Consider the following 20908-nt stretch of genomic DNA (forward strand, 5'->3'; position numbering starts at 1 on the left):
GGTGGCTTGCCTCGTGCGGTTTCCCAGAGCCTCGTACCGGCGGAACCAACGGGACTGCGCCCGTGAGCGACATTCCGCGCGCTCATTTGTCAGCACTCTTGCCCTAAGCGGACCGGCTTGGGGTTTGCGGGTGTTCTGGGCCACGGTAGCTTGTGCTGGCTTCGCCCCCTGCCACCCTCATCATAACAGGCGGGCCCGCTTTCGCAAAAGCCACTCGCTGCCGACGATTCCGATCAAGATCAGGTACACCCAAGGCAAGTTCCACAAGGGCCACAGCGGCTCCGCCTGGCTGAGCGGCACGCGGGGCGGGGGGGGAAGGTCCGTCCACAAACGGTCCACCTCGGCGAGGCTGAAGAACTGGCCGCCGCTGCGGGCCGCAGCTTCCACCATTTCCTTGCGGTTCAAGTCGATCCGGTCGAGTTCGGCCCACGGAGGAAGCACTCGTGCCGAAGCAGTGGGTGGCTGCTGGCCGGGCGGCGCTTCCGGATGGATCAGTGTGAACTGGTAGTCGCCCTCGGAAACACGGGTGAGTACGGTTTCGTACTGTGGGATGGGGCCGGGGACGCGGGCCAGCGTAAGCGTGGCGGTCTCGCCGGTTTCCGGTGTGCTCGACCCATGTGGGGAGTTCAAAGGGCGGCGCTGCACGGTGACGCGGACGGCTTGCTGGGCTGCCGGCGGCGGGGCATCCACTGGAAATCGCACCACGACTTTCATCGTTTCATCCCGGCGGAACTCGGCTTTGGGGGTGACCTTCAACTCTGGGCGGCGTACGCGGAAGCGGGCCAAAAAGCGGATCGCCTGCAACCAGAAGCGATCGAAGTATTCCTCCTGTTGCCGCCAGCGCCACCGCCAGGTGTCATCGAAACCGAAAAACAGCACCATGCCGGAACCCGCAAACATCTGCAACACCAGCGGGTGAGGTTCGCTTTCGTTGGGATGGGATGGCGGCAGTGTGGCCAGCACGCTAGTCTGCGGCTTGCGCTGGTAACCCCGTGCGTACCAGTACAAGGGGGGCAGTTGTTCCCACACGCGTAGCGACTCGCCCAGGTCCGGATGGAAGCGAAAGATGGGATGCTGCTGACCCAACTCGGTCAGCCGGGGCCGGTATCCCTGGATCGCCTCGGGAGTCGGATTGGACTCTCCTGAGGAAGGGGCACGCACCGTCACGGGCAGGATGGCCGCTAAGGGGGTGTCCGCCCACGCCGCGGGTGTGAAATGGGCCCCGCAAAGGAACAACAGCCCGCCTCCCTTGACGGTGACAAACTCGCTCAGGTCCTGGAGGGTGCGGGAAACATGCGGCAAGCGGCGGGGGTCGATGTCTCCCAACAGGATCACATCGTAGCCGAAGAGCTGCTCGCGGGTCGGAAAGTCGCTGCGGAAGGCCGAGCGGTCCGTCTCCGCCCAGCCCGGCGAAGCGTTGAGCAGAATGGTATCCACGGAGATGTGTCGGCCGCCAAGGGAATGCTCCGATTCCCGCTCCAGCAGCACCTTGATAAAACGGAAGTCGTAGCGCGGGCGGCCTTCGATCATGAGCACGCGCACACGTCGGGCTTCAGTGACCCAAACCGTCCGTTCCAGGCGGTTATTGCTCGTCAGCGTTTCACCGGGCACAGGAGGAACTTGCACGATGAAGACCTTCTCGCCCGGCTCCGTCGGGGTGTAGCTGATCGTGACGGGAACGGGAGCGCCGCCTAGCGGCGGGGCGGCTGCCACCCGGCTGCGTTCGATCAACTGGCCGCTTGCCTTGTCTTTCTCGTAGAGGACCACGGGTACTGTGCCCGCCGATTCTGTTCCCCGGTAACTAAGGCGAACATCGAAGACCAGCCGGTCGCCGACCATGACCGTCTCTTCCACCTGCAAATCGGACAGGATCAGATCGGGGGCTTCCCAGACATCGCCGATCCCAACGAGGTAGAGGGGAACCCCAGCGCGGGCTGCCTCCGCCGCCACGGCGGACCATTCCTCACCCTCTGTTACGACCCCGTCGGTAAAAACGATGATCCCGGCCAGCGGCGATCCCCGGAAGGCCTTCAAGACGGCATGCACCCCGTCCCCCAAACGGGAGGCGTTCCCCTCAGCACGCAACTGCTCAACAGCTTGCCGGGCAGGGTCCAATCCCCCTTCTTCTTCCACCGTGGCGACGGGCCGGAGAGTCTCGTCCACACAGTAGATGTGCAGCTTGACTTTGTAGCGTCGCAACAGCCGGGCGAGGCCATCTTGACGCGAATCGGCGAGCAGGTGCTGCACCAACTGCCAGCGTGCGGCCGAGGAGGAACCCAACTCCCGCAACAGCGCATCGACTCGTGCCCGCACCGCTGCATCCCGGTAATTGTCGCTATGATTCATGCTCCGGCTGACATCGAGGAGGATGACCAGGTCCGGCCAGCCTTCCCGATCATAAACGGTACGCCACTGCGGCAGAATGAGCAGAACCAGCCAAGCCCAGCAGACGGCCCGCAGCAGGGCGGGAAGCCAGAGCGCACCCCACGAGGCGGCCAGGCGTTCCCGGCGGTAAATCCACACCGTTCCCAGGATCAAAAAGAAAACTAAGGCCAACAGCCCCCACCCTTCCTGGGACGGATGAGGGGTGAAAACGGGGGCGCGTTCCAGCCGAAGCGTGGAGGTCTCCCCTTGGGGGGCATCGGGTACCGCCAAAATCCGGTGGGCGAACTCCCGCCACGCCGGCGGCATCCCCTCGGCAAGGGTCCCGCGCATGTCGGAGATCCACAGGACAGCAACCAGGCCGACGATGGCCAAGGTCAGCGGAACGATGGCGCCGCCCAAAATGGCCGTCACTCCCCGATGGAGTCGCGGAGCGGAAGTCAGGGCGCCGCGTGGGGAAGCGCCCGCCGCCGGTCCCCAGCGCCAGGCTAAGACCATTTCGGCCAGCAATACCAGCAAGCCAGCAAGGATCAGCCCACGGGCCACACGCGGACCTTGGGGGTGGGGCAAAATGGTGATTTCCGCACCGCTGTCCGAAGAGGGCACGATTTCGGAAGCATCCCCGACCACTTGGACCGGCTGAAGCATAGCCAGTTCGGCGGGATTGAGCCGCTTCAAATTGGACTCCGTCGGTTGGCCAGGGACGGCCGGTGGCGTGTTGACCCAGAAGATGCGCCGCTCGCCCGACTCACGCACCACTTGGTGCAAACCGCTCCGCGAGACGCCGGGTATGCGTACCACCGCAGCCTGCTCTTCTGCTACCAGAAGAACCGATCGCCCCGACTCCCCTTCTGGCGGCTGATACTGGACCGCCAGACCGGCATGCGGCAAGGGGTAAAACTCCTCCAACGTATCCCCGACCTCCAGCGTATGCCGATCGGCTGGCACTGCGGCATAGCGCAGCAACTCCTGATGGAAGGGCAGGTAGGTGGGCAAGGGGGGCCAATCGTTCCAGTCTTCGTTGAAGGAACTGGTGAAGAGGAAAACCCGGCCCTTGTGCCAGCGCCACTCCAGGAGGGCGGGATCGGTGGCTCCAACGGTAGATGTCCCTCGCGCCGGTACGAAGTCCAGCCAACGTTTGACTCCGCTTTCTGGAGTGGGCCGGACCCGGACGTAGCGGCGGAATGGCACATTGATCAGCCCTCCGCGGACCCGTTCATCCCGGAACAGGGCCAGCAACGGCTGGCGGAAGGCGTCTTCCTCCGCGGCGAGACGATAGCTTGCACCTTCGGTCGAATTTAGACCGACCACTTCTTCCAAAGGGAAGGGGAGCAGGCCGCGCCCCGCCTTGTGCAGCACCCGATTGTAGTCCTGGAGATGTTGGCCCGCTTGCGGACCTAGACCCAACAGAATGCTGCCCCCTTTGCGGGCGAAGGCTTCCAAGCGGGGCACCCATTCCGGACTGGGCAGTGGCAGGTCGCAGAGATAGACCGCTTCATATTCATCGAGCGCTCCCAGAGCCGGATCGAGGAATTCGGTCACAGTCACCATCCGCGGACGGGCAGGGGTCCATTCCGCGGCGGCGCTATCGGGTAGCAACGCCCGTTGCAGATCGCCCGCTGTGCGGCGTTGCAGGCTGGCTTCCGGTCGCCCCTCCACCAACAGCACCGGGATCGCGGCACGGACCGAAACCACGACGCCCCGCCGGTCGTCCGCTGCCAGAGCATCCCCGCTGGATACCTGAACCAACACGAGATGCTGGCCGGTTTCTGTGAAGCGCAGAGGGTTCTGTTGGCCGAAGGTGACGGTCACACGCCCGCCGGGGGGAAGATGCGCAATCAATACTTGCTCCCGCGCCGCGGGACGTTCGTAATCCGATCCCGGACGGCCGACCAGCAGTTGCACGACCAGATTGCGGTATTCCCGCTGGCCATAGTTCGCCACCACCGCGGTCGCCGAAACCGCACCTTGGACCAGCGGCGCCGGCTCGGAGATACTCAGGTCCGCCACGCAGAGATTGTCTGTGTCGTGTTGGGCGACATCCAGCAGGACGATCTCGGCTCGGTCCGCCAGACGCTGCCAGGACTCCGCCACGGGATGCTGATCTGTCCCGGACCGCAGGATGCCCTGCCAGGCGCTTTGCTGCAAGTCCGTGATGAATGTTACCTGCTTGCGGGGGTAGGATGCCGGGGAGCGGTCCAAGGCCTCGTGTATCAGCGGTAAAGCAGCGGTGAGGGGTGTGTTGCCGTGGCTCGGCGGCAGAGCATCGATTTCCCGGATCACCCGTTCGATCTCTTGAGCCGGTCCTGGTACAATCGTCTCGGCTCCCTCTCCCACGGCCACGACGGTAAAACTGTCACCGGCTCCCGCTTGCTCGAGGAGTTTGGCCGCCTGGCGTTTCACCGCTTCCCACCGGCTCGACGCCGCCCCTTCCGGCTGTGCCGTGAGGCTCAGAGAGCGATCCAGGATGATCACGTGGTGGGTTCGCGGTGCGCGGATGAGAGTCTGCCCGGCGTTGGGCCAAAGGTGTTGCCACAGAGGCTCGGCCCAGTCCGTCGCCGCCACCATCGCGCCCAGGGGCAAAGCCAGAACCAGGATGCGCAGGAGCAGTAACAGCCATTGTTCCAAGCGGCGGTGGTGCCGCCGTTCCGCTACCAGCAAAAAGCGGATGGCAGCCCACGGTACGATCCGATACCGGCGCCGGAATAAAAGGTGAATGAGTAGGGGAACGCCCACGGCGGCCAAAACACCTGCAACAGCCAGCCCGGGCGTGAACATGGTCATTCCGCTCTCTCACTCCGCCAAAGGGGGCCGCTAACTTCCCCGCTGTCCAGTATCGCAGCCGCCGCTCACCCTGGCAACCACGCTTTCTTCATCCCCGCTTCAACAACATACTCCTCCCGGAACCATTACTACTCATATATGAACCCAAACTTCCACCTGCGACGGCGGCAGACGCCCTGGTGCGCGACGCCTTCCCCAATACCCGCGCTTCCTTTCTCCCCGCTCTTCTCCCCCGACCGATTATTCCCTCTGGGACTTGTTGGACGCTAGATATTTACCGAGGAAGGCGAGGAATTGCTCCAGAAGCGTCGTCGGGTCTCCTGGCCGCCCGAAGATGGTGACGCTGGTGGCAGTGACGCAGATACGTCCGGCAACGCCGCTGAGCGTAATCTCCGCCTGCGTCGCTTCGCTGTTGACGCGCACCTTGGTCCCCGGCGGCGCTTCTGACTCCCAGCGGTCCACATAAGCGGCGACATCCAAAGGCTCGCGAAACTCGAAGACTAAGCGATCCAGCACCGCCCCAAAAACCTGGCGAAACGCCGCTTGGCGAACCAACTCCACGCTGCTCAATTGCCCGACTTCCCGCCGCCAAATGACCTGAGATGGATTGGACTCATCCAATTCCAGGAGTACCGTGTATTCAAAATCCGGGGTGCGGATCGTGCCGGAGCCGGTGGTCTCACAAACGGCCTCCATCTCTTTGCGTTTGTAGCCGAACTGTTCGCGGATGCGTTCGTACATTTGGTCCAGGTCGGCCTTGAGGTCCGAGTGGCCGATGCGCTGGACAAACTTCCGGGCTGACTCGTTAGCCCGTTCGGGAACTGTGTAGCTCTTGCGGAAACCGGAGAGGTCCTTGAGCCGCCCGGCGATTTCGGATCGAAAAATGACGCGTTGGAGGCGGCTAGGACTGAGCCATTCCGCGGGATTGGCCTGGCCTGGAGTGAAAGCGGCTAGGACGTGTTGGGACAGCACCGCTTCCCCTTCTGGCGTCAGAGGGGGGAAGCACAACGGGGTTTGTTGTCGGTCGGCCTCGTGGGTTTTGCGCAAGGTCCGCGGGACGGCATAGGCCAAGTAGCGGTGCAAACCCGCAGCCGTCAACCGGCCGGCGGAATCGAGCGCTTCCGCGGCCCGGCCCTCGAAGGCCTCCCGCAGATGGTGCCGCCAGATGCCTTGTTGCAGGGACACCGAAGTCCAGGACTCCTCCTCTTCTGCCGCCGCCGTCAAGATGACGTGCTTGCCGGTAGCGATGCGGGCCAACTCGCGTTCGCTCCAGCCGCCCTGGCCGTGAGCTTTCGGGATCGGCAGCGGACTGAAGTCGCAAAGCCAGGTGAGGCGGCGTGCGTTGGGGGCGGCTTGTTCCACCAGGCGGAAGACCTCGGCGAAGGGCAGTGCGGTCGCGGCAGGATCGTCTCGCAGAGTGTCCGCGCAGGCCAGAAATGTTTTCCCGGAAGATGTCCACGTGCGGGTGATCCAGAGAATCACAATCTCCTCGACATTTTCCCAAGAAGTGCCCAAACGGCGCAGATGGGAAGCCAGCGCAGCACAGGTGGTGTGATGAGCGGTCCAGAGGCGGGTGTGACTCGAAGGATAGCCGCACTTCGATAGGGTGCGCAGGAAGGCTTGGGCATCGGAAGTAGCCCAAGGCAGCGCTGGCCCGGCCTCGTAAAACGTTTCCACCGCTACCGCTAAGGCTGCACGCTTGGACACCACAATTCCCTCTCCCACGTTTGCGAGTCACCAGCGCCCCATCCCCGTGGGCTGCTCCCGGCTCGCATGGTATTGTACCTTGAGTCAGCCTGGGCAGTTCTTCGGAGGCTGCGGGGCAACCCACGACGTGCCGCTCTGAGAGGGAACAACGGAGCTTGGCCCGGCGTGGCGTACCGGCTTGCTGTAGAGTAAGAGGCTGGAGCCGTCCATCAGCTTGGGCAAGCATTAGGTAGCCAACCCATGGTCGGTCCGTTGCGTGCTGTTGATGTCATTCGCAAAAAGCGGGATGGGGGAAAATTGACCCCTGAGGAAATCGCCTTTTTTGTCCAGGGGGCGGTTTCGGGAACGGGGTGGATGCCTTATCAGGTGTCCGCCCTGTTGATGGCCATCTACTTCCGGGGGATGGACCTGGAGGAAACCGCCTGCTTGACCCAGGCCATGGCCGCCTCTGGGCAGCGCTGGGACTGGTCGGACCTGCCGGGTCCGGTGGTGGACAAGCACAGTACCGGCGGCGTGGGTGACAAAACTTCCCTGATCCTGGCTCCCCTGGCGGCGGCCTGTGGTGTGTATGTGCCCATGATGTCGGGGCGCGGCTTGGGCCATACGGGCGGAACCCTCGACAAACTGGAAGCAATCCCCGGTTTCCGGGTCGAGTGGGAGCCGGAGCAAATCCGCTCGATCCTGCGTGATGTGGGGCTAATCATGATGGGACCGACGGCGGCTATGGCACCCGCGGATCGCATCCTCTACGCCCTGCGCGACGTGACTGCCACGGTCGAAAGCATCCCGCTCATCACCGCCTCGATCCTGAGCAAAAAAATCGCGGAAGGGATTGCCGCTTTGGTTCTCGACGTCAAATGCGGCCGGGGAGCCTTCATGAAACATCGTCCGGATGCCGAGGCCCTGGCTCTGTCCTTGCAACAGGTCGGCACAGCAGCGGGCTTGCGTCTCGTGACGCTTTTGACAGCGATGGATGCTCCCCTAGGCTGTTGCATCGGCAACGCCCTGGAGGTGAAGGAAGCCATCGAAACCCTCCAGGGCCGGGGACCGGAGGATATCACCGCCTTGTCCGTCCGATTGGCAGCCCATATGGTCCTTTTGGGTGGATTAGCCGACTCGCTGGCTCAAGCGGAGGCCAGGGTTCGCCAGGCCCTCCAAAGCGGCCAAGGGTTGGAGCGGTTCCGCCGCTGTGTGATGCAGCAAGGAGGCGATCCGCGCGTTCTAGACAGGCCGGAGCTTCTCCCCCAGGCTCCGCATGTGGAAGCCTGGCGTGCTCCGCGAGCCGGTTACGTGGCGGCGCTGCACGCCGATCGCCTGGGTCAAGCCTCTATGCTCCTCGGAGCGGGGCGTGCCCGTTTGGAGGACACGGTGGACCCGGCCGTCGGAATCGTCTGCCGCGTTCGCCCCGGCCAGAAGGTCTCCCCAGGAGAGTGCCTCCTGGAGGTCCATTATCGCCAGGACCAATCTCTGAAGGCGGCATTACCGCTCTTGGAACAAGCCGTTATACTGGAAGACGGTCCGCCGGCGGCCTTGCCCAATGAACCCTTGGTGCTGCACACTTGGGGAGCAGGGACGGCATGAATCGGAGGCATGAAACGCTCAGGGGTCCTAGCAGCGGATGAAGCGGCACATGAACCGCGGGAACGGACAGCTTCGCACCGCAGTTGAGCCGGGCCGGAACGGACAGTTTCACGCCGGTAGTTGAGCCGGGCCGGAACAGAGCCAGAGGAGAGATTGCCGATGAAAATGGAGGCGGACCCCTTAGTCCAAGCCGCCTGGAGGGCCTGGGCCAACGCCTATGCGCCCTATTCCCACTTTGCGGTTGGCGCGGCGGTGGAGTGCGAGTCAGGACGCATCTTTGCCGGTTGCAATGTGGAAAACGCCAGTTACGGTTTAACTCTCTGCGCAGAGCGGAACGCCTTGGCTCAAGCTCTAGCCACGGGAGAGCGGCGCTTCCGCCGCCTGGCCGTTGTCACCGATACTTCCGTGCTTACCCCGCCCTGCGGTGCCTGCCGGCAGTGGCTTTGGGAGCTGGCCCCGGCTGCGGAGGTCATCTTGGTGAATCGCCAAGGAGTTTACCGAATACTTCCCGTGGCTGAGTTGTTGCCCCACGCCTTCGATGCCCGGCAACTGCGGACGCCCTCGCCTTCTCCGCCAGGGGAAAATGCAGGCGGCCCAACTTCGCCGGAATCCTGATTTCGACCCCATATGAGGAATGCATGCCTATGGCTGCTCCCGTCCTTGTTCTGGACCATCCGCTGCTCCAGCATCATCTGGGTCAATTGCGCGCTGTGCAAACCGAGCCGCCGGCGTTCCGTGCTTTGGTCGCCATTTTGTCCCAAGCACTCTTCGTGGAAGCCACCCGTGATGTGCGCGCCGTCCCCGCAGAAGTCACAACACCGCTGGGAACCGCGCCGAGTTGCCAAGTCCAGGAACGATTGGCCTTTGTTCCGGTCCTGCGAGCTGGTTTAGGGATGGCGGAAGCCCTGCTGGACTTCTGGCCGAAGGCAAGCGTTTGGCATCTGGGATTATACCGGGATCATGACACATTACAGCCCATCACCTATTACAACAAACTGCCGCCCCGTGTCGATGCGGACCTGGCCCTGGTCCTGGATCCGATGCTTGCCACCGGCGGCAGTGCCATGGCGGCCATTGACATCCTCAAACGCCATCACGTCCGCCGGATCAAATACCTGGGTCTGATCGCCGCCCCGGAAGGGATCCGTGCCTTGCAAAAGGCCCACCCGGATGTTCCCTTGTATCTGATGGCTATCGACGATCACCTCAATGAGCACGGCTACATTGTGCCGGGCTTAGGGGATGCCGGCGACCGCCAGTTTGCCACGTGAAGGTTGGCCCTGGTGAGCAGGGAACTCGAAAGAATCAGCCTTGGGCTGTCTTCGGATCGCTAGCGGGGCGGTCGAGAGGCGAGGTTGGAGAAGGGGATGAACTTTGAAGGTGGCGGACGGATCATGATCGCCTGGAGCGCCCGCGAGAAGACGTGACGGGCGCCTCGCCGAAAGTTACCGCCTGCCCGGTGCGCGTGCAGATGAGGGTCACGGTGCCGTTGCGGTCGATGTTCAAATCCTCGCCCCGCAAGCCTTGCCAGGTGGCGAGATACTCCAGCGTGCCGTTCAGCGGCTTGTCATCCTGGCGTTTCTTTTCGACGCCCCCTTTCCACGCCAGCAGGGGCAATTCGCCTCGCTCCGCTTGGCTGGCCAATTCCGGTTCATCGCTCCGCTTCTGCCGTCCCCGTTCCCAGCACCAAATCAAGCCGCCATCCGGACCCAGCCACAGCTCCTCCCAACTGAGTCCCTCACGAATCGGCTGGCGGATCGAACGCTGCACGTGCGACAGTCTCGAAGCTGTCATTGATGGGAACCTCTCCCGGAGCCGTCGCCGGATTCTGCTCCCCTGGCATCCACGCGAAGTAAGCGGCAGGAGCCGCGTTGGGGGCGGATCGCCCAGTGCCGGGAATACCTCCATCCTCTTATCCTGCCTGCGAAATTGTATGATACCCATGTCTCCGAAGGGGAGATAGGAGAAGGGGGGAGGAAAGCGGCACGAGCGGGGGTAGCTGATTGAGCGGGGGAAGCAGCGGGCGGGCCGATCCTTTCCAGCGGAAGCCAGAATCAGGAGCGTCCATGAAGCGGATTCGCATCGGCAACGGCTGTGGTTTCTGGGGGGACAATCTGGATGCTCCCGCCCGCCTTGTGCGGGAGGGCCGATTGGATTATCTGACGCTGGAGTATCTGGCCGAACTGACGATGTCGATTCTGGCGATCCAGAAGCAAAAAAATCCGGCCCTGGGTTATGCCACAGATTTTCTGGATGTGCTCCGTTCCCTGGCGCCTCTTTTGCGGCAGCAACCTCAGTTGAGGATTGTGACCAACGCGGGGGGAATGAATCCACACGGCTGCGCACACGCCGCACGGGACATTCTCCGGCAGCACGACTTGGACGATTGGCGCATAGCGGTCGTCCGTGGGGATGACCTGATGCCGCGGCTGGATGAATTGTTGGCAGAGGGGCACCTCTTGCACCATCTCGATACGGGCGAGCCGTTGACTACGCTCCGGGAGCGGGTGGTGAGCGCCAACGTCTATCTGGGGGCGAAACCGATTGTGGAGGCGCTCAAACAAGGGGCGCGATTGGTGATCACGGGGCGGGTGGCGGATGTGTCGCTGACCGTGGGACCGGCAGTTTATGAGTTCGGCTGGGGATTCGGAGCGGCGGACCTGGATCGTTTGGCAGCGGCCACAGTCGCAGGCCATCTCATCGAATGCGGGGCGCAAGTCACCGGCGGGCTGTGGATCAACGCGACGGAACAGACCCGGTTGGCCGAGGTGGGCTACCCCATCGCCGAGATAGCGGAAGATGGCACCTTTGTCATCACGAAACCGGCGGGCAGCGGCGGGGCCGTCAATTGGGAAACCGTCTCCGAACAACTGCTTTACGAAGTGGGCGACCCGCGAGCCTACTACACGCCGGATGTCGTGGCCGATTTCACCGCGGTAACTCTGGAAGAGCGGGAACCGGATGTCGTGGCCCTTCGTGGAGCCTGTGGCGTGACCGTGACGGACACCTACAAAGTGTCGGTGGCTTACCGGGATGGTTACATGGCCGCCGGGACGCTGGTAATCGTTGGCCCTGATGCCATCTCTAAGGCCCGAATGTCGGGTCAGATTCTTCTGGAGCGTTTACGCCACGCCGGCTGGACCTACGAGCGGAGTTACGTGGAAGTTTTGGGAGCAGGGGACGCGGTGCCCGGCGTCGGGGTCAGAAGCGGAGAGCCGCCAGAGGTGGTTCTGCGGGTCGCTGTTCATGACTCACGCCGGGAAGCGGTGGAGCGGTTCACCCGCGAGTTTGCCCCGCTGGTGACTTCCGGCTTCGCCGGGACGACGGGTTACACCACGGGCCGGCCTCCCGTGCGAGAAGTCCTGAGCTTCTGGCCCGCCCTCATCGCTAAATCGGCCGTGACCCCCCAAGTGGAGCTTCTGCCATGACAGCACCAGTCACGCCCGCCGACCGCCCCCAGGTTCCCCGCCATTCGATCCACTTGGCCGACTTAGCGCACGCCCGCAGCGGGGACAAAGGCAATCATGCGAACATCGCCGTTTTGGCCTATACCGAGGAAGGGTATGCCTTCCTGCGCGAGTTTCTCACCGCCGAGCGGGTGGCTCAGTTCTTCGCATCCCTCCAGCCGAGCAAAGTCGAACGCTACGAGGCCCCCAACGTGCGCGGCCTCAACTTTGTGCTCTACGATGTCCTCGATGGCGGAGCAAGCCGATCCCTGCGCTCCGATAGCCAGGGAAAAGCGCTCGCCGTGGCGCTCTTGCAGATGCCTTTGACGCTGCCCTCCCATGTGGACTTGGAACGCTGCCGCCGGCAAAACCGGGCGAACTCTTGAGGGTTTCCGCAATTGCTCTCTCAGCTTCCCGCAGTCGCTGCTGGATGCTGGAAACGTGCCGAGAGAACGATGGCCCGAACTGATCAAGGACTGCCTTTGCCGTCTCAGGTGTGGGGATGCAGGTTTGGCAAATCTGTCGGGAGCTATCGGCCAGGAGAGTGACGCATGACGGGGGTAGTGCTTTACGAACTCCGGGGAGCCGCGGCGTGGATCACCCTCAATCGCCCGGACCGGCGCAACGCCCTGTCCCGCGAGTTGATCGAGGGCTTGGATCGGGCCGTGCGCCAGGCCGCCCAGGAGAGCAGGGTCCGCTGCGTGGTACTTACGGGAGCGGGATCGGCATTTTGTGCCGGGATGGACCTGGAGGAATTGCGCCAGTCCCTCAGTGCGGAAGCGGCCTTGATTTGGCAGGATGCGCAACGCTTAGCCGCTCTATATGACTTCCTCTACCGCCTGCCAAAGCCGACCATTGCCGCGGTCAACGGCCCTGCCGTGGCCGGTGGGGCGGGCCTGGTCAGTGTCTGCGATTTGGCCGTGGCGGTGGCCTCCGCCCGGTTCGGTTATCCCGAAGTCCGCCGGGGCCTGGTAGCGGCGATGGTCATGCCGCATCTTCTCCGTCATGTGGGGGAACGGGCGGCCCGCTGGCTCCTCTTGACCGGCGAACTCCTCGACGCCAGGGAGGCTTTTCGCATCGGCCTGATCAACGCCGTCGCCGAGGACCTCCCCCAGCTCTTCCAGACCGTCGAAGAGTGGATCGGCTATCTCATCCAGGGGGGACCGGAAGCCCTGGCGCGAACCAAAGAACTGCTGGCCCGGTGTACTCCCCAGGCTCTGCCGGTGGAGGAGCTGGCCCGCGGCAGTGCCGAACCGCGGCTCGGAGAAGAATGCCGGCAGGGTTTGGCCGCCTTCTTCGAGAAACGGTTACCCCCCTGGGCCGTGCCGTCGGACGCCGGGTGATTCCTTGCGGGTAGCTTCTCGGCATGCTATTTCTGGGGTCCAGGGGGGCGGTAGCCGGTAGCCGGGTACAACTTTTCCACGGGGAACCCCCAGCGGCGAGAGCAAACGGCGGCCAACGATGGAAGACACATGAGCAAACCATTGTTCATTTCTCTGGACGGGATCGATGGAACCGGCAAAACGACCCAGCTCCAGCGGCTGGCGCAATGGCTGCGGGAGCAGCATGTCCCGGTGGTGACCAGCGCAGACCCCGGCGGCACCCTCCTGGGAGAGGAACTGCGAAGGCTATTATTGCACCGCTCGGATTTAAGCTTGACGCCCGTGGCGGAAGCTCTGCTCTTCATGGCGGCCCGCGCGCAGTTGGTCGTAGAAGTCATCCGTCCCGCCTTGAGCGCCGGCCAGTGCGTCCTGTGTGACCGCTTCCTCTTGGCCAATGTGGTCTATCAGGGATATGCGGGAGGGCTAGACCCGGAGGAACTCTGGCGGATCGGCCGTTGGTCCGCTTCGGGTGTCGAGCCAGACTTGACCCTCGTGCTGGACCTGGAAGATGTATCCCTAGCCCGGCGGCGGAAAGGCCGCTTTCCCCCCGGTGATCGCTTTGAGCAACGGGATGAAGACTATCAGCGGCAGCTTCGCGACGGTTTCCGCCGGGAAGCCCAACGCCTGCCGCAACGCATTGCCTTGGTGCCGGCCGACGGGGATGTCGAAGAGGTGCAGCGACATTTGCGGAAACTCCTTCTTCCCTTGTTCCACACACACGGTTGGAATCTCACCGCTTAATTCTGCCGCCGCTTATTCGGACTCCATACCCGCGCCTGTTTGAGAGGAGGGCGATCAGGAGGACAGGTCAGGTGGGGATCAGTATGCGTGCTTTTGCCGTCCGAAGAGCATCCGCCAGATGGTGAGGAAGAGGATGCGCAGATCAAAGAGCGGGTTCCAGTGGGTGATGTAGTACAGGTCGAATTGCACCCGCCGGCGCAGGGAGGAGTTGCCGCGCCAGCCGTTGATTTGGGCCCAACCAGTCATGCCGGCTTTGACCGCGTGCCGGGCCATGTAGTTCGGGATGGTTTTCTGGAACTGCTGCACGAAGACGGGCCGTTCCGGACGCGGGCCGACGAGGCTCATGTCGCCCCGAAGGACGTTGAACAGTTGCGGCAATTCGTCCAGGTTGGTGGCGCGGAGGAAGGCCCCCAAGCGGGTGCGGCGCGGGTCGTTGGGCCGGGTCATCTGGGGGCCGTCTTTTTCTGCATCGACATGCATCGTGCGGAACTTGAGCATCTGGAAGGGCCGCCCGTTGAGGCCGCAGCGCTCCTGGCGATAGAGCACCGGACCCGGACTCGTGATCTTAATGAGCAAGGCTATCACCGCCATGAGCGGAGCTAACAAAATGATGGCAATTAGGGATAAAACGATATCCATCGAACGCTTGATGACAATGTTAAGTCCATAATGTGGATTCTCGCGCAAGCTGATGATGGTCATGCCATGGAGATGGGTTGTATGAAAAGACAAACTCGCGAATTCCGGAATATCGGCCACCAGTTGGACATCGACGGTGGTTTGTCCGAGTAGGGCAAAGACGCGGCGGGCATCGCCGTAGCGGTTGAGAGGCAAAGCGACAAAGACATGTTCAATGTGGTGCTGGTGGACAAGTTCCGGCAACTGGGCGATGGCTCCGAGAATCGGCAAGTCAGTCGTTTTGCGCCAGGGTTCATCTTCGACATAGCCGACCGGCTGAATCCCGGACCAGGGCACGGCACGCAGGGTGGCTACGGTGCGCCGGGCTAGCCGTCCTGAACCGACGATGAGGGCGTGGCTTTGGTTGACGCCCCGCGCGCGCAGCGTTCGCACCGCCATCCAGGACAGCCGCCGCAGGATCAGGAGGGACAGGCCTGATTGTGCCACGAAAACGGCCATGGCCAGACGGGATTCGTAATGGTGCCGCTGGGCGAAGCTGGCCGCCATGACCGCTAAGGCCATCAGAGCGACACCGCGGCCCACGGCCAAAATTTCCTCACGGAACCGCCAGAGCCGGTGCACATCGTACATCCCGGCGAACTTGTAAGCGACTGCTGCCAAAAGAACGATCAGCGGCAGGGATTGCCAATAGAGAGCGGCGTCGGGCGTGGGTTGATCCGAGGGGGCAAGCCAACCGCTCTCAAAACGGAGCCAGTAGGAAGCCAACCAGGCCGCTGCGGTGGCAAGCAGATCCCAAAACCCGAACCAGAAAGCCAGCTCTTGTCGTGTCCGTCGTACCATGATTGCAGACCTGCTTGCGGTCCCTTCCGGCGGCGGACAGTAACATGAAGGCGTCCAAATAGTCAAGAGCAGCCTTGGGACTGCGAGCTGCGATTCAGGCTTTTTCCTAACAGAATGATGGCTTGGTTTAGGTCAACGACGGGACCGAATGCGACTTGGCTCCCCGCCCGGCTTATAATTTTTCCAGGAGCCTCACGGACCGTGGACATTCCCGGATTGGGCCGTCCAATCATCCGCTGGCCGCCGTCATGACTACCATGAGGGGTAACACGTATGCTCAATGCCGATCAACTATTGGCGCGGTTGTATGCCTTGCGTAAAGAGTACGAGGATGATCCAGAGGACCCGACATATCAAGCCTTGCATCACGCGTTTATGTTCATTTCGTACCACATGTCCCAGTTCAAGGAATATGTGCAACAGCAGGCGGCGCAGGAACAGGAACAGAAGGAGGAATGAGCCGCATTCTCTTGGCCCGCTATCGCCAGACTCCTGAATCAGCGGGGAGTGATGGTGGTTGTCTGCTCTTCGATCAGGGGCCGTTGCAGATGCTGGGCGCGGACCTGGGCTTGGATGCGGGCATCACCGGCTCGCACGGCCTGGACCTCGAGGCGGTAGATGGCGGCCTCTCCGGTTTTCAGTTCGGCCAACGGTGGGAAGAGCACCTGGCCTTCCCCTTCGAGAGAGGCGGCCATTTGCGGTTGGGGACCACGCCCCATGAGGAAGCGGAGATGCTCCGACAAATGCAAGCGCACGGAGAGATCGCGGGCCGTCAGGGAACCGCTGTTGCGGACCCTCACGTGGTAGCTGAGCCGATCCCCTGCGGAGAACACCCCCGTCGGAGCTATCAGTTCCAGGCTGAGGACCGGAACACCAATCACGGCGATCGCCGCTTCTGACCGGACCTGCAACGGTTCGGCATGGGTTCGCTGGCCTAGGCCGAATTCGGCGAGCACCACAGCGGTAAGGACAGCGCGTTCGCTCAGCCGTGCCCCACGGAGGCGCACCGCCAGGGTTCTCTGCTCGTTGGGGGCCAGCGCGGCCAGGTTCCATTCCACTCCGGCAGCTCCGGCACGCCCAGCGTGATCCACCGCGGCGACCTGCAACTCCGGCGGGACGAGCAGGCGCAGCGTCGCCCGGTCGATAGCCACTTCTCCGCGATTACTCAGCGTGATGGTCGCCACGCATTCTTGGTGAAGGTAGACCATGGCCGGGCTGTGGATGCTCACGGTGAGGTTGGCCTGGCGGACTTCGATCGTCGCGGGGGGGGCTGAGCAACTCAACTGGCCATCCGCTGTCACGGCGGCTCGGACCTGCCACTGTCCCGTTTGCTGGGCGATGAGGGACACATCGAGGGTGCGGGTCTGGCCGGGGTCCAGATGGCCGACCGGGATTTCCAGGGGTCGGTCCGGTGTGGGATGAGCCAAGCCAGCCTCGTAATGCAGCCAGGCGGTGGCATTTTCGATGGGGGTGGGGCCGGCGTTGGTCACGGCGAGGCGCACGGGCAACCGCTCCCCCAGAATGGCCAGAGCGGGCGCTTCGATGACGGCATGCAGCCGCCCGGTTTCCAGCACGATGTTCTTCCTCTGGCGGGCTTCCAGTCCCTCGCCGCTGCGGGCATAGACCTCCAGGCTGGCTGAGCCGCTCTGTTTGCCCTGGAGCTGAAGTTGCAACTGCTGCTGGCCGCGGGCCGGTATCTTGTCCCAGGCGAAGGCCAACGTACCATCCGGTTCGACTCGCAGAGGCGGCGGCTCGCTGCGGAGGAGGGAAAGCCCCGGCGACAGACGCACCTGAACCGTGATGTTCTGGCTGTCCACGGCCGCGGCGTTGTCCAGGACCACCGTGGCGGCAAACGGTACTTGCACGCCGGCTGTGGCTGGGGTCCGCACCGTCAAGCCCAAGTCTGGAGCCGCCCACTCCACAATCGTTTCCCGGCGGGCGACCACTTTGCCGCTGCCCTGGCCATCGCTGGGCAGTTGCACGATCTCGATAGCGATGCGGCTCTTGCCTGGCTGCGGTTGCATCTGCACAAGTCGAACTGCGGCTCGACCCTCGGCGTCGGTGAAGACCTCGGCTTCCCGGCTGCCAGAACCGGTCCGACTCGCCGTGGTGCCGCTGCCGCTGCGTGCCACCAACTCGGCGGGCGGGCCATCGAGCAAGCGATAGCGGACGCGATAACCTCCGCCAGCAGCCGCCTCTGCCTCGGGCAGGACCCGCGTGGTCAAGGTCCATTCCCCGCCGGAGCGCACCACCGCCGCGGAGGGGAACTGAAAGCGGCCATCCCCCCACTGGATGCGCACCACCGCCCGGCTGTTCGACCAGGCGAACACTTCAGGAGCGTAGGCCGTCACCACCGTCTCGCCAGGGATCGACGAGCTGACCACACACCAGGTTTGGCCCGGCGCGATCACGACATCGTCGGAAGGATCATCGTTGCCGCGAGTGATCGTGTGGGTCCGATAGTTCGTGTACGTGACGGCGTAACGGCTATCGACCTTGTAACCGCGGCCCGGATAAATCCCCGACTCGTCCGCTTCCACGATCGTGCCGACCCCTTCCAGCAGCCACTCGATCCTCCGGGACCGGCGGGGTTGACCCTCCTTGTCGAACACCGTGCCGACCAGCACGATGGCGGCACCCAAAGGCGCCTGAATCTGGTCGCTCGGCGTCACCTCCACCTTGTACGCCTTCGGATCGAAATTGTGGTAATAGCCCCAGCCAGCGGGTTTGGCATGATTGTGGATGATCGGACCGCCCGGCAGGATGTGGGGAAAGTAGCCGGGATTGTATGAGCAGCCGAGCACTGCTGCCAGCAGCAATACCAGGCCGCCGATGTGTCGCCGGATGGCTCTCGCGATCATCTCGGCCTCCACCTGTTCGCCATTCTCCGCGGCTCCCCTCGTCCCATACATCCTGGTTGGCCCCCATACCCCCGGTTGGTAAAAATGACAAGCCGACTTCCGCCGCCGAGGCCCAGCGCTGTGCCAGACTCAGGCTTTCCGCCCAAGGGCGAGCGGTCCCCACGCGGGTTTCCCGGACTGGCACTTGCGGTGTCATCGGTAGCGGCGGCTGGAACGGGACGGTTGGCGGTGCACGCGGCGGAAGACTGGCCGGAGCCAGAGAATCATCCTTCCAGATGCGCGCATCCGATCGCGGGCGGCGCCGCACCATCGAGACAAGGCGGACGGCCTTTTCGGGATCCGCCGCGGGAAACTTCCGGCTCAGGAAACGCCGGAGGATGCGCAGCCAGCGCTGCCGACCGCTCAGCGGTTGTTCCCAATGCCGGGTCATCCAAGGTCGGGCCAGGGATGGTTTGTCCCCGGCGGGCGCTGCGCAGGCCGGAGAGCGATACGGCGTAGCAGCGGGGGAACCTTTCGAGCATTCCTCGTGTTGAAGCGTTTTCATGGCTTGGCCTCCTCACTGAGGGTAACGGTTCATTTGTCCAGATCACGCGTTCAATGTAAATATGTACCATAAAATCCGCCGTGTCAAATCGATTTTGCAAAATTTTCCAAAAAAAAGTTTCCTGAACCGGGGAAAGGCCCGGCAGCCGGGCGAATTCCCAATCTTCAGCAGGGGCTGCCGAAGGATGAACCCGCAGCCTCGTAGAGGATACATGGGGAGAGAAGCGGTGGGAGAAAGGCGGCGGGCAGCGGTTTTCCAGGTCAAGGCAGGGGGATTGGGGCGGAAATATAGGCGCTGGGTGGCCGGGCGATGAATCCTCTTCCTCCTCGGAAGGGCGTAGTGCCGACAGAGAGGGGAACAGGGCGGAGGGAAGCAGGGGATCGGCTCGATAGTTTCGGCTGGTGGGGGACGTATAAAGGGAAGGAGGCGAGGGGAAACGGTCCTGCCGCGGGTGTGGCTGAGTGCTGGCACGGGAGAGTTGAGGCGAGCCGATGGTACAGTATTTTGCCACCTGCGCGCGGGGTTTGGAGCCGCTATTGGCGGAGGAGCTGCGTCAGTTGGGGGCCAAGGGGGTGGCGGCAGGCCGGGGCGGCGTGCACTTCCAGGGAGATCGTTTGCTCCTGTATCGGGCCAACTTGTGGCTGCGGACGGCCATCCGCGTCCTGGAGCCGATCGTGACGGCCACGGTAGACAGCTACGACGCCCTGTATGCGGCGGTCCGTCAAGTCGATTGGCGGCCGTATCTGGATGTGGAGCAGACGCTGGCGGTGGATGCCCACGTCCGGGACTCGCCGCTGACGCATTCGCAGTATGCTGCTCGGCGGGTCAAGGATGCCATCTGTGACCAATTCCGGGACAGGACGGGTCGGCGTCCGAGCGTGGATGCCGAGTATCCCATGCTGGGTCTGAATCTCCATGTCCACGGGCGGCAGATGGTGCTGAGCCGGGATAGCTCTTGGCAGTCGCTCCATAAGCGGGGTTACCGGCCGATTCAGACGAAGGCGCCCCTCAACGAGGCCCTGGCGGCGGGGCTGTTGCTGCATCTGGGCTGGCGCGGGGACGAACCTTTGGTGGATTTGATGTGTGGCTCTGGGACGTTGTGCATCGAGGGGGCGTGGCTGGCCCTGGAACGAGCGCCAGGTTTGACGCGGAAATGGTTCGGTTTCCAGGGCTGGCGGGATTACGAGGCGGGAACCTGGGCCTTGGTGCGGGAGGAAGCCCGGCAGCGGATGCGGAAGCAATTGCCCTTTCCGATTTGGGGGAGCGATCGTCACAGCGGGGCGGTGGCTTTGGCCCAGCGGAATGCCCGCTCCGCCGGGGTGGGACAGTGGCTGCGCTTCTACCAGGAGGATATGCGGGAGGCTCGCCCGGCGCCCGGCTGCCCACCGGGACTCATCCTCTGCAATCCCCCGTATGGCAGCCGGCTGGAAGGGTCGCGCGCGTCGGTCCTGGCCCTGTATGCCGCGCTGGGAGACACAGTCCGGCGGTACTGGCCGCGCTGGCGCCTCGCCGTCTTTGCCGAGGGGAAGGATTGGCTGGAGGCGGTGGGATTGCCGCTCCGCAGGACGGCGGTGTTTTTCAACGGTCCCCTCCGCTGCACCCTGGCCGAGTTCTCGCCCGCATAGGACTAGGAGTTGAGTTCTCAACCTTCGAGAAACCGAGTTTTCATCCACCGGGAACAGCGGGAGGCATGAGGAGGCCCACCTTCAGCCCGGGTTTGACCAGGCGAATTTTTTACGGTGGTCGGGAGTCATCAGGATTAATCTGATTTGGCTCCGCTGCGGGAAACCCGGCCCATCTGGGCTGGACAGAGGGGGGAGAACCCCGCCTCCGATTTTTTTCATTTTTTCTGTTGACAAGCGGGCGGAGGAATGCGAAGATCATAGAGGATGTCGGGAAGTAAGACGGTAAGCCCTTGAGTCTCTGTGGAATGGTCTTTCCGCCTGAGCCGCCCGGCATCTGCCTGCCTTGAGTTTCCGTCCCACCCCAAACAGTCACTTT

The 20908-nt window shown here is 63.3% G+C and carries 14 protein-coding genes; 9 read left to right on the forward strand and 5 right to left on the reverse strand.

The window, feature by feature from the left end:
- Positions 1–180: 180 nt before the first annotated feature.
- Together H0921_RS14290 and H0921_RS14295 are read right to left on the reverse strand one after the other, a co-directional pair.
- The gene (locus tag H0921_RS14290) at positions 181–5166 is read right to left on the reverse strand and encodes a VWA domain-containing protein (RefSeq protein ID WP_194539194.1); all 4986 of its coding nucleotides are present in this window, start codon (positions 5164–5166) and stop codon (positions 181–183) included.
- A gap of 240 nt (positions 5167–5406) precedes the next feature.
- The gene (locus H0921_RS14295) at positions 5407–6876 is read right to left on the reverse strand and encodes a hypothetical protein (RefSeq protein WP_194539195.1); all 1470 of its coding nucleotides are present in this window, start codon (positions 6874–6876) and stop codon (positions 5407–5409) included.
- Between the two features lie 237 nt (positions 6877–7113).
- Here H0921_RS14295 and H0921_RS14300 point away from each other — a divergent pair, with 237 nt between their 5' ends.
- The 3 genes from H0921_RS14300 to upp all read left to right on the forward strand — a co-directional run bounded on the left by H0921_RS14300 (position 7114) and on the right by upp (position 9725).
- Entirely contained in the window at positions 7114–8454 is a 1341-nt protein-coding gene (locus H0921_RS14300) for a thymidine phosphorylase (RefSeq protein WP_228499776.1), read from the forward strand.
- A 159-nt stretch (positions 8455–8613) separates the two neighbouring features.
- Complete coding sequence (gene cdd, locus H0921_RS14305) at positions 8614–9069, forward strand: cytidine deaminase (RefSeq protein WP_261345476.1); 456 nt, start codon at positions 8614–8616, stop codon at positions 9067–9069.
- Between the two features lie 29 nt (positions 9070–9098).
- Complete coding sequence (gene upp, locus H0921_RS14310; protein WP_194539196.1) at positions 9099–9725, forward strand: uracil phosphoribosyltransferase; 627 nt, start codon at positions 9099–9101, stop codon at positions 9723–9725.
- 121 nt (positions 9726–9846) lie between these two features.
- Here upp and H0921_RS14315 read toward each other — a convergent pair whose 3' ends face one another.
- The gene (locus H0921_RS14315; protein WP_194539197.1) at positions 9847–10248 is read right to left on the reverse strand and encodes a hypothetical protein; all 402 of its coding nucleotides are present in this window, start codon (positions 10246–10248) and stop codon (positions 9847–9849) included.
- Positions 10249–10520: 272 nt separating this feature from the next.
- Here H0921_RS14315 and H0921_RS14320 point away from each other — a divergent pair, with 272 nt between their 5' ends.
- The 4 genes from H0921_RS14320 to tmk all read left to right on the forward strand — a co-directional run bounded on the left by H0921_RS14320 (position 10521) and on the right by tmk (position 14023).
- Complete coding sequence (locus H0921_RS14320; protein WP_194539198.1) at positions 10521–11882, forward strand: acyclic terpene utilization AtuA family protein; 1362 nt, start codon at positions 10521–10523, stop codon at positions 11880–11882.
- Entirely contained in the window at positions 11879–12286 is a 408-nt protein-coding gene (locus H0921_RS14325) for an AtuA-related protein (protein ID WP_194539199.1), read from the forward strand. Before H0921_RS14320 ends, H0921_RS14325 begins: the two co-directional genes overlap by 4 nt.
- 165 nt (positions 12287–12451) lie before the next feature.
- Positions 12452–13243: an enoyl-CoA hydratase-related protein gene (locus H0921_RS14330; protein ID WP_194539200.1), complete on the forward strand. Its 792-nt coding sequence runs from the start codon at positions 12452–12454 to the stop codon at positions 13241–13243.
- 129 nt (positions 13244–13372) lie between these two features.
- Positions 13373–14023 carry a dTMP kinase gene (gene tmk, locus H0921_RS14335; RefSeq protein ID WP_194539201.1) on the forward strand — a complete coding sequence of 217 codons (651 nt, stop codon included), beginning with the start codon at positions 13373–13375 and terminating at the stop codon, positions 14021–14023.
- Between the two features lie 78 nt (positions 14024–14101).
- On the opposite strand, the gene H0921_RS14340 is transcribed toward tmk, so the two are convergent.
- Positions 14102–15502 carry an undecaprenyl-phosphate glucose phosphotransferase gene (locus H0921_RS14340; RefSeq protein WP_194539202.1) on the reverse strand — a complete coding sequence of 467 codons (1401 nt, stop codon included), beginning with the start codon at positions 15500–15502 and terminating at the stop codon, positions 14102–14104.
- Positions 15503–15775: 273 nt separating this feature from the next.
- Here H0921_RS14340 and H0921_RS14345 point away from each other — a divergent pair, with 273 nt between their 5' ends.
- Positions 15776–15961 (forward strand): hypothetical protein, encoded by a 186-nt coding sequence (locus H0921_RS14345; protein ID WP_194539203.1) that lies wholly within the window; start codon positions 15776–15778, stop codon positions 15959–15961.
- Positions 15962–15999: 38 nt separating this feature from the next.
- Here H0921_RS14345 and H0921_RS14350 read toward each other — a convergent pair whose 3' ends face one another.
- Positions 16000–18363 (reverse strand): COG1361 family protein, encoded by a 2364-nt coding sequence (locus H0921_RS14350; protein ID WP_194539204.1) that lies wholly within the window; start codon positions 18361–18363, stop codon positions 16000–16002.
- Between the two features lie 1035 nt (positions 18364–19398).
- Between H0921_RS14350 and H0921_RS14355 the strand changes: the two genes are divergently transcribed.
- Positions 19399–20532 carry a THUMP domain-containing class I SAM-dependent RNA methyltransferase gene (locus H0921_RS14355; protein WP_194539205.1) on the forward strand — a complete coding sequence of 378 codons (1134 nt, stop codon included), beginning with the start codon at positions 19399–19401 and terminating at the stop codon, positions 20530–20532.
- Positions 20533–20908: the final 376 nt, after the last annotated feature.

Source organism: Thermogemmata fonticola (assembly GCF_013694095.1).
Classification (GTDB): domain Bacteria; phylum Planctomycetota; class Planctomycetia; order Gemmatales; family Gemmataceae; genus Thermogemmata; species Thermogemmata fonticola.